Source organism: Nocardiopsis listeri NBRC 13360 (assembly GCF_001570765.1).
GTDB classification, from domain to species: Bacteria; Actinomycetota; Actinomycetes; order Streptosporangiales; family Streptosporangiaceae; genus Nocardiopsis; species Nocardiopsis listeri.
Genome location: NZ_BCSH01000043.1, coordinates 16,205 through 27,804 on the forward strand (window position 1 = coordinate 16,205; position 11,600 = coordinate 27,804).

Genomic DNA, 11,600 nt, shown 5'->3' on the forward strand with positions numbered 1-11,600 from the left:
CATGACCGGGGCCGGTCGGGTCCCCTCCTCCCGACCGGCCCCGGTTCCCTTATTCGGTAGTGGTCTGCGTGTCCGGTCGAATCGCCTCCTCGTCGCTCATCAACCGGGACCGGATCAGGAACCGCTGTCCGGTCGGGGCCTCCACGGAGAACCCCGACCCCCGTCCGGGAACGACGTCGATGGTCAGGTGGGTGTGGCTCCACAGCTCGAACTGCGAGCGGGACATCCACACCGGCACCGGCTCCGGCAGCCCCACGTCCAGGTCCGCGAGGTGCACGTCGGAGGCTCCGGTACGGAACTCCCCCAGCGGATAGCACATCGGTGAACTGCCGTCACAGCAGCCGCCGGACTGGTGGAACATCAGCGGACCGTGGTCGGCGGTCAGCTCCCGCAGCAGGGCCGCCGCGGGGTCGGTCACCGCCACCCGCTCCCCCGTGGTCTCGCCGCCGGAGGTGCCCATCAGAAGAACCCCATCGCCTGATCCGAGTAGCTGACCAGCAGGTTCTTGGTCTGCTGGTAGTGGTCGAGCATCATCTTGTGGTTCTCGCGCCCGATCCCCGACTGCTTGTAGCCACCGAAGGCGGCGTGCGCCGGGTAGGCGTGGTAGTTGTTCACCCACACACGACCGGCCTGGATGTCGCGGCCGGCCCGGTAGGCGGTGTTGCCGTTGCGCGACCACACGCCCGATCCGAGCCCGTACAGGGTGTCATTGGCGATCTTGATGGCGTCGGCGTAGTCGTCGAACCGGGCCACGGAGACCACGGGGCCGAAGATCTCCTCCTGGAAGATCCGCATGTTGTTCTGGCCCTCGAAGATCGTGGGGGTGACGTAGTAGCCGCCCGCCAGGTCGCCCTCCATCTCGGCCCGGCCGCCACCGGTGAGCACCTTGGCGCCCTCCTGACGGCCGATGTCGATGTAGGACAGGATCTTCTCCAGCTGGTCGTTGCTGGCCTGAGCGCCCATCATGGTGTCGGTGTCCAGCGGATCGCCCTGCTTGATGCGCCCCACCCGTTCCAGGGCGTCGGCCATGAATCCGTCGTAGATGGAGTCCTGAACCAGCGCACGGGACGGACAGGTGCACACCTCACCCTGGTTGAGGGCGAACATCGTGAAGCCCTCCAGCGTCTTGTCGTAGAACGCGTCGCGCTCGGCGGCCACGTCCTCGAAGAAGATGTTGGGGCTCTTGCCGCCCAGTTCCAAGGTGACCGGGATGAGGTTCTCCGACGCGTACTGCATGATCAGCCGGCCCGTGGTGGTCTCACCGGTGAAGGCGACCTTGCGCACGCGCGGGTTCGAGGCCAGCGGCTTGCCCGCCTCCACACCGAAGCCGTTGACGACGTTGAGCACGCCCGGCGGCAACAGGTCACCGATGACGTCCATCAGGAGCAGGATGGACGCGGGCGTCTGTTCGGCGGGCTTGAGGACGATGGCGTTGCCGGCCGCCAGGGCCGGGGCGATCTTCCAGACCGCCATGAGGATCGGGAAGTTCCAGGGGATGATCTGGCCGACCACGCCCAGCGGTTCCTGGAAGTGGTAGGCGACGGTGTCACCGTCGATCTGGGAGCTGTGGCCCTCCTGGGCCCGGACCGCGCCGGCGAAGTAGCGGAAGTGGTCGATGGCCAGCGGTATGTCGGCGGCCAGGCACTCACGAACCGCCTTGCCGTTCTCCCAGGACTCGGCGACCGCGATCCGTTCGAGGTTCTCCTCCATGCGGTCGGCGATCTTGTTGAGGACCAACGCGCGCTCGGCCGCGCTGGTGCGGCCCCACGCGGGCGCGGCTCCGTGCGCGGCGTCGAGGGCGAGTTCGATGTCGTCGGCACCGCTCTGGGCCACCTCGGTGAAGGTGCGCCCGGTGATCGGTGTGGGGTTCTCGAAGTAGCGTCCCTTGACCGGCTTGACCCACTCGCCTCCGATCCAGTTGTCGTAACGCGGCGCGTACTGGACGACGCTGCCGGCCTCACCGGGGGGAGCGTAGATCGCCATGGGTGTGCCTCCTTCGACGTGGGAGCGCCGGTGGTCCCCGCCCCGGCGCGGAATTCCCAGGGACGGTCGAGTGTGACGCTAGTTACGTCGAGGTTGCGACCACGTTGCAACGGTGCGCGAACCCGCGTTCAGCTTCCCGACCTGCGCAGACGGACCCGCAGTGTGGCGTGCCGGGGCGATCCCGGGTCGGTGGCGCGCAACGCGGCGTCGAGCACCCGAGGGTCCTCCCGCCACTCCGGCTGTTCCGACCACACCAGCAGGGTCCGCGGGTCGGCGTGCGTGGCGAGCACCTCGCACACCTCCGCCTGGAGTTCGTCGCGCTCCTCCACCACTCCCGGGGCCTCCGAACGCGGCAGCACGTGCCCTTCGTAGACGTTGACGGCCTGGCGGTAGTCGCCCTTACCCAGGTGTTCGCGCACCTCGTCCAGGTCGGTGCGTACCGGCCGGAGCAGCCGGTAGGGGCGGGAGGCGAGCAGGTCGTTGCCCAGCAGGCGGCGCATCCTCGACATCTCCGCCCGAATCGTCACCGGGGAGGCGTCGCGTTCGTTCAGCAGGACGCCGAGGGCGTCGCCGGTCAGACCCCGTGGGTGGCGCGTCAACAGCAGGAGGATCTCGGAGTGGCGGGTACTGAGCTCGACGGAGCGGCCGTCCACTTCGAGGAGTCCCTGGTCACGGCCGAGCACCCGGAATCGGGCCGGGGCGCGCGGGTCACGTGGAGTGGGTAGGAGCCCGCTGAGTCGACGGGCCCGGATCTCCATCTCGGCGGCGGCCGCCGCGGCCCGGACCAGCGCCAACGCCTGTGGCGAGGCCAGGTGGTCGCCGCCGGTGAGGTCCAGGACTCCCAGGAGCCCGCCGGTGTCGGGGTCGTGCAGGGGCGCGGCGGAGCAGCTCCAGTGCTGCACTCCCCGACTGAAGTGCTCGCTGGCGAAGACCTGCACCTCGTGGTCCAGGGCCAGGGCGACCCCGGGGGCGTTGGTACCGGCCGAACGTTCGTGCCAGTTCGCGCCCGCCATGAAGTGCATGTCCTCGGCCCGGGTGCGCAGCCCGGAGTCGCCCTCCACCCACAGCAGGCGTCCGGACACGTCGCCGACCGCGAGGATCTGGGGGCCCGGGGCGCCCTCGAGTAGCAGCCGTCGCAGCAACGGCATGGTGGCGGCGAGCGGGTGCGCGTCGCGCTGGTCGTCCAGGGCTGGTCCGGTGACTTCGAGCCGGGGAAGTGTCCGGTCCGGGTCGACCCCGTGTCGGGCGCTGCGCCGCCAGGAATCACCGACCACCGAGCGCACGCGAGAGCTGAGTCGGCCGGAGTCGGTGAAGCGTTCGTGCGCGACGGCCACGTCCCGGCGCACGCTGTCCGGGTCGGTCTCCCATGACCACGCGTTCCATGCCCTGGACATCGGTGGGTCCCTCCGTCGCGGTGGCTGCGCTCCCAGCGTCCATTCGCCTCTGGACCCTGATTGAATCCCCAGGTGAGGGTCTTGACAAGGGGTTCACCAGAACTACTGACGAGTTGCCCCGCTCACGACATGTATGTACCCGCCAGGCCCCACGTCCCACGGAGACCAAGGCGCTCGATTCCGCTTATGTCAGGGCGTTCTGCCACACTTCGTGTATGCCCAATCCCCCTCAGCACCCACATGGGAACCCCGTACCACCCGCGCCTTTCGCCGGCCCTGGTCACCCGGGTGGCCCCTCACCGGCACCGGCACAGAAGACGTCCGTTGTACGCGACTACCGGTGGTCCATCGGCCTCGCGATCGCCGCGGTGTTGTTGTTCGGTCTGTCCCTCCTGCTGAACGCGAACCCGATCAAGGTCTCTCCGAACATCACCGAACGGTTCACCAGCGACGACGACATGATCGAGCTCGAGATCGAGGAGGGAGACACCAAGACCTGGGCGCTCTTCTCGAGCAGCACCGATGAGTCCAGAACCTGCATTTACTACGATCCGGACGGAGAGCTGAACGGTCCCGATACGTGGTATCTCAATGCGGAGGGTTATGGCGATTGGGACACCCTCGGCCCTTTGGACACCTCCGAACCCGGTATTTATTGGATCACCTGCACAGATGGCGCTGACGAGTACGTTCTCGCGGGCGCGGGCCCCCTTCACGCCGTGAAGGCCCAGCTCTACGTGACCGCCGTCATCATCTTCTTCGTCGCCCCGCCCCTCCTCCTCGCGGCGATCGTGGTCGCGGGGGTCACCACCGTGCGTCGCCGTTCCGCCGCCCGACATCCCTGATCCGAACCAACAGGTACCCCCATGTCGCAACCATTCGAACCGTCGTCCCGCCCCGATTCCGGGGAGGAACGGCGACCGACCGGCCCACCACGCCTGGCCCCGCCCGCCCACCCGCGAGCGATGGCCCCCTGGTCCCCCGTTCAGCCCCCGGCGGCACCGCCACCTTCGTACGCGCACGGCGGGACGTGGGCTCACCCGGGACCCCCGCAACCACCGCCTCCCATCGCGTACGAGTACGGTCCGTCGCGCACCTGGTACTGGATGGTCCTCTCGGTCCCGCCCGGGTTCCTGGTGCTCGGCGCCCTCTCGGTCCTCCTGGGCGCCTCCTCCGAGACGGTCGGTCAGGCCTGGGCCGCGCTCTTCGTTCTCATCGGTTTCATTTCGACCGCGGCCCTCATCACGCTGTTCTCCATCCGGGCCCACAACAGGACCAGGAGGCAACGTTTGCACGCCCAACACCTCTGGCACGAGGCCTGCCTGCGCCGTGACCAAGCGATGCCGTACCCGAGTCCTCCGCTTCGGCCCGCCGCAAAGGACGTCCGACCCCGGCGGCTGTGGATCGTCGCGGGAGTGGCGCTCATGCCGATCGCGACGGTGCCGCTTCCCGGATACGGACAGTGGGCACCCCTGATCCTCTCCTTGTCTCTGCTGGTGTCCATGCTCTTGGTGTTCGGCACCGTCATCGCCCGCGCGGGACACCGCGGGCGCGCGGTGACCGAGCACATGGTCCGCGAGATGGAACAGGCCAGGGGACGGAGGCCGGTCCAGCCGTGACGCTCCTTTTGGAAACCACCGAGGCTCCCGAGGCCCTCGCTCCGGCCCTGGCCGGCCCTCCTCCCGGGTCACCACCGCCCGCACCACCCACCGGGCCACCCGGACCACCTGATCCCCCCGGCCCTCCCGACCCTCCCGGTCCGCCGCCTCCTCTTCCGTCGGGCCCACCACCCCGGCCGACTCCGCCGATCCCTCCGGTGCCGGACCCGAAGACGATCCGTCCGAGTCGGCGCTGGTACTGGGTCGGCGGCTCCCTGATGCCCGCGGCGATCGTCTTCATGGTCGTGGTGCTGACCCTCACCGAGTGGTTCGAGGTGCCCGCTTGGGTGGGCGTGCTGACCGTCCTGGTGCTGGTCCTGGCCATCTTCGCCACGTTCGGCATCGTCCTTGGCGTGTTCATCACCAGGTCCACGCGTCTGGCGCGGCTGAACGCCGTGCGCCACCAGGCGATCATCGCGGCCGAGCAGGCGCGATTCGGTTTCCGTCCCATGCCCGCGCCACCGCCGCGAGCACCCGCGACCCCGGCCAAGGACCGCCGTCCCCGACGCAGGTGGTTCTTCCTCGTCCCGCTCATCCCGCCCGCCTTCGTCGGCGTCGGGTTGCTGCTCTTCCACCTGTTCGGCGGCGGGCTCTCAGGCCTCGAAAGGACCCCCGAACTCGTCTCCGACGTGGTGGAGGGGAGCGGGTCCACCGAGTTCTACGTCCAGCCCGAGAACGTCGGGGAGCTCGGCCTGTACGCCTCCCCCTCGGAGCTCCACGTGGGGAACTGCGCCATCGACGGCCCCGAGTACCCCCGGATCACCGAACGCGAGGTCGGCCACGGCTGGGACGACTGGCGACTGGAGTACTCGGTGAACGTCCACACATCGGGCCTCTATACACTGACCTGCGACGGAGCCCTCGAACAGTCGCATGTGATCGCGGAGACCCGGACCGCCCACGAGGCCGATCGGCGGGGCATGCTCCTGGCGTTGACCGTCCTCGGGACCATCCTCCTCGGAGTCGTCACGATGATCGCGACGCTCGTCACCCTCGTGATCCGGCGGGCGACCTACACGGAGCGCATGGCGAGACGAGCACGCGGGGCGGCCGTCCGAAACGGTTGACCGGGTTCGTGCAACGAAGTCCGACCGGCGCGCGTCTCAACGAACAACCGCCGGCGGACCGCCCACCGGCGCTTTCACACCCGGTCGAGGTAGAACTGCGATGAGTCAGCACCCGCCTTACGGTCACCCCGGCCCCCACGGCCGACCGAACATCCACGTCGACGCGCGCGAGGTCCGGCCCGGAAGGGGCTGGTTCGTCATCGGCGCCCTCGTCATCGCCGGCGGCATCGCGACCGCGATCGTGGGTTTCGTGCTCTCCCTGGTATCCACGGTGAGCATCCCCGAGTTCGAGGCCCGGGTGACCTCGGGTCAGGAGAGCTCATTCACCGTGGCGGACCCCGGATTCCAGCTCGGTCTGTACTCGTCCTCGGGCGGCGGCGGACGAGCGTGCGTCCTGCTGCTGCCCGACGGCGGTGAAGCCGGCTTCGACAACCCGGGGTACAGCCACAACGTCGACACCGGCGCCGAGAGCTGGTCCCTGGTGGGGACGTACGAGCTCAGCGAGGCGGGCGAGTACACCCTGTCCTGTTCCGATGGCTCCACCACCACCGAGTTCGCGGTGACCGACAACGGGGACGGTGGCGCCGAGATCGTGCGAGGCGTGGGCTCGACCCTCCTGTGGGCACTCGTCCCGTCCTTCCTGGGCCTGGTGATCGGGTTGACGATCATCATCACCACGGCGGTGCGACGCGGCCGGTTCCAACGTCGCCTGATCGCCGAACGACAGCAGTGGTACTACGGTCACGGGCCCCGCTAGGACACACCCGCTCGCGCCGCGCACACCTTCGCATCCGCATCCCCCGGGAGTGCCCGTGACCACCGACGTTCCGTCCTTTCCTCCCCTGAAGCCCCGCGATCCCGTCGAGATCGGCGGGTACCGGACCGTGGGGCGCCTCGGCGCCGGAGGCATGGGCGCCGTGTACGCCGCTCGATCCCCCGCCGGTGAGTTGGTCGCCGTCAAGCTCGTCCACGGTGACCTGGCCACCGACCCCGAGTTCCGGGCACGGTTCCGACGTGAGGCCGACCTGGTCGGTCGGGTCGTCGGCCCGTGCGTGCCGAGGTTCCTGGCCCAGGACACCGCCGCGGACCAACCCTGGTTGGCCACCGAGTACGTGTCGGGGCCGACCCTGCGTCAACACGTCCGCGAACACGGCCCCCTCACGGGGGCGTCCCTGCACGCCTTCGCGACCGGTGTCGCCGAGGCGTTGCGGGCCATCCACGCCGCCGGGATCGTGCACCGCGACCTCAAACCGGGCAACGTCATCCTCGCACCCGACGGGCCCAAGGTGCTGGACTTCGGCATCGCCCGGGCCATCGACGAAACCGCCATCACCCGCACCGGTGGACTGTTCGGCACCCCCGGCTGGGTGGCCCCCGAACTCCTCAAGGGCGCCCCGCCATCGGTCGCCGCGGACGTCTTCGCCTGGGGTGGGCTGGTCGCCTACGCGGCCACCGGGCGTTCCCCCTTCGGGACGGGGTCGGCCGAGACGATGGCGGTGCGGGTACTGGACGGCAAACCGGACCTGGCGGGGGTTCCGGACTCGCTGATGCCCCTGGTACGAGCCGCGACCGGGCAGGATCCACGGCAAAGGCCCACCGTGGAGCAGACACTCGCGGAGCTGCTCGGCACGGACCGGGCCACGGTGGTCGATCCGGGATCGGATGCCACCGAACTCGTCACCCGGGTGCTGCGGCAGGGGTGGGAGGCACCGCCCCCGCCCACCGTGTTCACCGGGGACCCGGTCCCGCGTCGGCGTCCGAGACGGCGTCGGCCCCGACTCCTGTCGGGGGCCGCCGTGTCCGCGCTGGTGTTGGTGGCGTCGGCCGCGTGGGTGGCGGGCGACCGGTTCTCGCAAGAGCCGGTGGGAACGGACGTGGGGGCCGACGGAGGGGCCACCGAAGAAGTCGGTGACGGAGCCGGCGACGAGACCGGCGAACAGGTGGCGGTGGAGATCGCCTCGAACGGTCTGTTCATGGTGCACTCCGATCCCGATGGGACCCTCGACCTCACCCCCGGGTTCGACGGAGCCGGCTCCGCCCTGCCGGAGGGGGTGGACCGGGCGGAGTTCGTGGTGGCGAGCGTCGACGTCAACACCGTGTACGCCGACGTCCAGCGGCAGAGCGGCGTCAAGGTGATCGGTGAACTGGAGTACCTGGCGGACGAAGGCGAGTTCACCCTGCGGGCCGGCGACTTCGTCCTCCTCGAAGTGGGAGACGAGTGGGATCCGCTACCGGACGACCCCACCGTCGACGGACGTCCCGCGCACACCGCCCCGGGTGACGAAGTGGTCGCCACGGTCTCCACGGACACACCGAACGCGGAGTTCGAGGTGGACTTCGCCGACGCCCCGCAGAGCGGGCTGCTGACCTACCGGCCGGCCGCGAACGCCGTCGGCGGTACGGCCGAGGTGGCCGGTGTCTACACCTGCTACATGAACTGGCACCCCTACCCCCCGGTCGACATGACCGACGAGGAGTACGTGCCCTGTCCCACGGAGCGACCCGAATGAGCGGCCACACGACCACGGGCTTCTCCCCGTTGCGCCCCGACGACCCGGAGACCGTCGGCGGCATGCGCGTCGTCGGGCGGATCGGTACCGGTGGCATGGGCACCGTCTACGCCGGGATCGGGAGGCGGGGCCGGTACACGGCGATCAAGGTCATCCGCGAGGAACTGACCGAGGACCCCGGGCTGCGCGAACGGTTCACCCGGGAGATCCGGCTGCTCGGGCGGGTCGAGAGTCGTTGCGTACCGGCGCTGCTCGGGTCCGGTCGGGACGGCGGCGTGCCGTGGCTGGTCACCGAGTTCGTGCCCGGGTCGTCGCTCTCCGCCCACGTGCGAGAACACGGACCGCTGCCGCCGAACCTGCTGCGCGGGTTGGCCGGCGGGGTGGCGGAGGCCCTGGTCGCCGCGCACATCGCGGGGATCGTGCACCGCGACCTCAAACCGGGCAACGTCATCCTCGCACCCGACGGGCCCAAGGTGCTGGACTTCGGCATCGCCCGGGCCATCGACGAGACGGCCCTGACCCGTACCGGTGGGCTCGTGGGCACACCCGGATGGATCGCCCCGGAGGTACTGCGGGGAGCGCCGGCCACGCCCGCCGCCGACCTGTTCGGCTGGGGTGCCCTGGTGGCCTTCGCCGCGACCGGCCGGCCACCCTTCGGCGCGGGCTCCACCGAGTCCCTGGCGCACCGGGTCCTGGACCGGGCGCCCGACCTGGCGGGACTCCCGGAGGCTCTGTCGCCCCTGGTGACGGCGGCCCTGGACAAGGACCCCGCGCGCAGGCCCACTGCGGCGTGGCTCGCGGCGACACTGACCGGTCACCCGGGTGGGGAGGGGTTGTCGGACGCGGTGGGCGCGCTGCTGGACCGGGAGTGGACAGGGGTGGCCGCGGAGCCACCGGCTCCCCCGGCTCGTGGAGGCCGGAAGGTGCTGTTGGCCGCGAGCGCGACCGTGCTCGTGCTCGGTGCGGCGGGTGGTGGGCTCCTGGCCGCCCGGGCGCTCACCGACGAGGGAGGCGAAGGCGCGGCGGGGAACGAGTCCGCGGAAGGGACCGAGGTCGACGGCGAGGGGGCGTCCGAGGAATCCGGGTGGGAGCCACCGGCGCCGACCCCCTTCGGCACCAACGCGGAGTGGGAGGTCCAGACCTTCGTCTCCCCCGACGGGTACACGACCTTCCAGGCGACCCCGGACCGGTTCGAGACGCTCACCTACGTGTCGGTGACCTCCGTGGAGGACGTCGCCGAGGGGGTCCGGTTCTCGGTGAGCGTGCTCAACCTGGTGGAGGGGCACGACGTCCCCGCGATGCTCACCATCACCACCCCGACCGCTCCACTGGCACCCCTTGAATCACCCGGTCCGGTGGAGATCGGCGACGAACTCGACCTGACCTTCCCCGACGCTCCCGACCAGGGACGACTCACCTTCTCCGACGCCGACCACGCCCCCGGGGTGTCCGGGTTCCCACCGATCAGCCTCTGCTACGACGCCCCGGCCGGCACCCTGTCGCCCGACGCGCGGGACTGCGCCTAGGGTTCGGCGACCGGATACGGGGAGACGGTGCCGGCGTTCTCGTTGACCAGTAGCGCCCGACCCGCCGGCGGGAAGGCCCTCTGCGGGCAGGCGGGGCGTTCGCAGACCTTGCAGCCCAGGCCGATCGGGGTGGCGGCCGACGGGTCCTCCAGGTTCAGGCCGGTGGAGTAGACCAGGCGGTGGGCGTGCCGCAGCTCGCAGCCCAGGCCCACCGCGAAGGTCTTGCCGGGTGCCCCGTAGCCGCCATAGCCACGGGTGACGGTACGCGCGACCCAGAAGTAGGTGCGCCCGTCGGGCATCTGCGCGATCTGCCGCTGGATGACGTCCGGGGCGGAGAACGCGGCGTAGACGTTCCACAACGGGCACGTGCCGCCCGAGCGGGAGAAGTGGAAGCCGGTGGCGGACTGACGCTTGGACATGTTGCCGGCACGGTCCACTCGGACGAACGAGAACGGGACGCCCTTCAGGCCGGGGCGCTGCAACGTGGACAGGCGGTGGCAGACCGTCTCGAAGCCCACCCCGAACCGGTCGGCGAGCAGCTCGACGTCGTAGCGTTCCTGTTCGGCGGTCATCCGAAAGTCCCTGTAGGGCAGGATGAACGCGCCCGCGAAGTAGTTGGCCAGACCGATCCGTGCCAGGCGGACCGCCTGTTCGGTGGTGAGTTCCTCGCTGCGGGCGAGTTCGTCCAACAGGTCGCCGTGCTCCAGGAAGGCGAACTGGGTGCCGAGCTGGAAGGCCCGCTGGCCGGGGCGCAGGTGCCCCGCCAGTGACAACACGCGTCGTTCGGGGTCGAACGTCCGGTTCCTGGACGATTGGTCGACGGTCTCCACTCTGACCCCGTGCCGTTCGGCCAGGAGTCGGCTGAGGACCAGGTGCGCCTTGCCCGGTTCGACGCCCTCCCCGTGGGCCGGTTCCTCGGCGAGCTCGTCCAGTTCCCCGATGTAGTTGTGGCGTTCGTAGAAGAAGTCCCGGACCTGTTCGTAGGCCATGGGAGCCACGGATGTGGCGCCGCCGTCCCTGCCCTCCGCCAGCGCGGCGGCCTGACCGGCGACGTCCCGATAGCGACGGTGCAGGTCCACGAGGGCTCGGGCGACCGAGGGCATGGCGGAGGCGAGTTCGTCGAGTTCCTCCGTACCGACCTGGTCCCCGGTGGGCACGTCGGTGAGGGCTTCACGGAGTTCGGCGATCAGACGCGAGGTGTCGCCGGTCGCGAAGAAGCTCGGGTCCACCCCGAAGGCTTCGGTGATGCGAAGGAGGACGGGCACACTGAGCGGGCGTTGGTTGTGCTCCATCTGGTTGAGGTAACCGGCGGAGATGCCCAGCTCACGGGCGAGTTCGGACTGTTTGAGCGAGTGTTCCTGCCGCAGCCTGCGCAACCGCGGCCCCGCGAAGACCTTGCGCACGGCGATCGCCCCCTTCCATCCCCGCCAGACTAACCCGAAGGTGTCTCACCAGGCGTTAG

At 70.0% G+C, this 11,600-nt stretch carries 10 protein-coding genes; 6 read left to right on the plus strand and 4 right to left on the minus strand.

Translation table 11 applies throughout. The features are described from left to right. Nucleotides 1-49: 49 nt before the first annotated feature. The 3 genes from NLI01S_RS14210 to NLI01S_RS14220 form a co-directional block, all read right to left on the minus strand. On the minus strand, nt 50-460 hold the full coding sequence (locus tag NLI01S_RS14210) for a DUF779 domain-containing protein (protein ID WP_067604559.1): 411 nt from the start codon (nt 458-460) through the stop codon (nt 50-52). Further along, nucleotides 460-1,983, minus strand: coding sequence for an acetaldehyde dehydrogenase ExaC (gene exaC / locus NLI01S_RS14215; protein WP_067604561.1), 1,524 nt, complete (start codon nt 1,981-1,983; stop codon nt 460-462). The genes NLI01S_RS14210 and exaC overlap by 1 nt, the downstream gene beginning before the upstream one ends. A gap of 128 nt (nt 1,984-2,111) precedes the next feature. Then, a complete protein-coding gene (locus tag NLI01S_RS14220) occupies nt 2,112-3,377 on the minus strand; it encodes a GAF domain-containing protein (RefSeq protein ID WP_067604564.1) in 1,266 nt (421 codons plus the stop codon). 374 nt (nt 3,378-3,751) lie between these two features. On the opposite strand from NLI01S_RS14220, the gene NLI01S_RS14225 reads away from it, so the two are divergent. The 6 genes from NLI01S_RS14225 to NLI01S_RS14250 all read left to right on the plus strand — a co-directional run bounded on the left by NLI01S_RS14225 (nt 3,752) and on the right by NLI01S_RS14250 (nt 10,138). After that, on the plus strand, nt 3,752-4,222 hold the full coding sequence (locus NLI01S_RS14225; RefSeq protein WP_157091033.1) for a hypothetical protein: 471 nt from the start codon (nt 3,752-3,754) through the stop codon (nt 4,220-4,222). Nucleotides 4,223-4,483: 261 nt separating this feature from the next. Beyond that, a complete protein-coding gene (locus NLI01S_RS14230; protein ID WP_067604568.1) occupies nt 4,484-4,996 on the plus strand; it encodes a hypothetical protein in 513 nt (170 codons plus the stop codon). A gap of 197 nt (nt 4,997-5,193) precedes the next feature. Further along, nucleotides 5,194-6,102 (plus strand): hypothetical protein, encoded by a 909-nt coding sequence (locus NLI01S_RS14235; protein WP_223809245.1) that lies wholly within the window; start codon nt 5,194-5,196, stop codon nt 6,100-6,102. Nucleotides 6,103-6,202: 100 nt separating this feature from the next. Then, nucleotides 6,203-6,859 (plus strand): hypothetical protein, encoded by a 657-nt coding sequence (locus NLI01S_RS14240; RefSeq protein WP_067604570.1) that lies wholly within the window; start codon nt 6,203-6,205, stop codon nt 6,857-6,859. A 55-nt stretch (nt 6,860-6,914) separates the two neighbouring features. Beyond that, nucleotides 6,915-8,612: a serine/threonine-protein kinase gene (locus NLI01S_RS14245; RefSeq protein ID WP_067604572.1), complete on the plus strand. Its 1,698-nt coding sequence runs from the start codon at nt 6,915-6,917 to the stop codon at nt 8,610-8,612. Then, a complete protein-coding gene (locus NLI01S_RS14250) occupies nt 8,609-10,138 on the plus strand; it encodes a serine/threonine-protein kinase (RefSeq protein WP_067604574.1) in 1,530 nt (509 codons plus the stop codon). Before NLI01S_RS14245 ends, NLI01S_RS14250 begins: the two co-directional genes overlap by 4 nt. Here the strand turns inward: NLI01S_RS14250 and NLI01S_RS14255 are convergent. Next, on the minus strand, nt 10,135-11,541 hold the full coding sequence (locus tag NLI01S_RS14255; protein WP_067604576.1) for a short-chain fatty acyl-CoA regulator family protein: 1,407 nt from the start codon (nt 11,539-11,541) through the stop codon (nt 10,135-10,137). The two genes, NLI01S_RS14250 and NLI01S_RS14255, sit on opposite strands and share 4 nt — an antisense overlap. Nucleotides 11,542-11,600: the final 59 nt, after the last annotated feature.

What these genes read in the sequence shown, in the direction of transcription:
- NLI01S_RS14210 (WP_067604559.1), bottom strand. Translation starts at nt 460, where the DNA reads ATGGGCACCTCCGGCGGCGAGACCACGGGGGAGCGGGTGGCGGTGACC.
- exaC (WP_067604561.1), bottom strand. Translation starts at nt 1,983, where the DNA reads ATGGCGATCTACGCTCCCCCCGGTGAGGCCGGCAGCGTCGTCCAGTAC.
- NLI01S_RS14220 (WP_067604564.1), bottom strand. Translation starts at nt 3,377, where the DNA reads ATGTCCAGGGCATGGAACGCGTGGTCATGGGAGACCGACCCGGACAGC.
- NLI01S_RS14230 (WP_067604568.1), top strand. Translation starts at nt 4,484, where the DNA reads ATGGTCCTCTCGGTCCCGCCCGGGTTCCTGGTGCTCGGCGCCCTCTCG.
- NLI01S_RS14240 (WP_067604570.1), top strand. Translation starts at nt 6,203, where the DNA reads ATGAGTCAGCACCCGCCTTACGGTCACCCCGGCCCCCACGGCCGACCG.
- NLI01S_RS14250 (WP_067604574.1), top strand. Translation starts at nt 8,609, where the DNA reads ATGAGCGGCCACACGACCACGGGCTTCTCCCCGTTGCGCCCCGACGAC.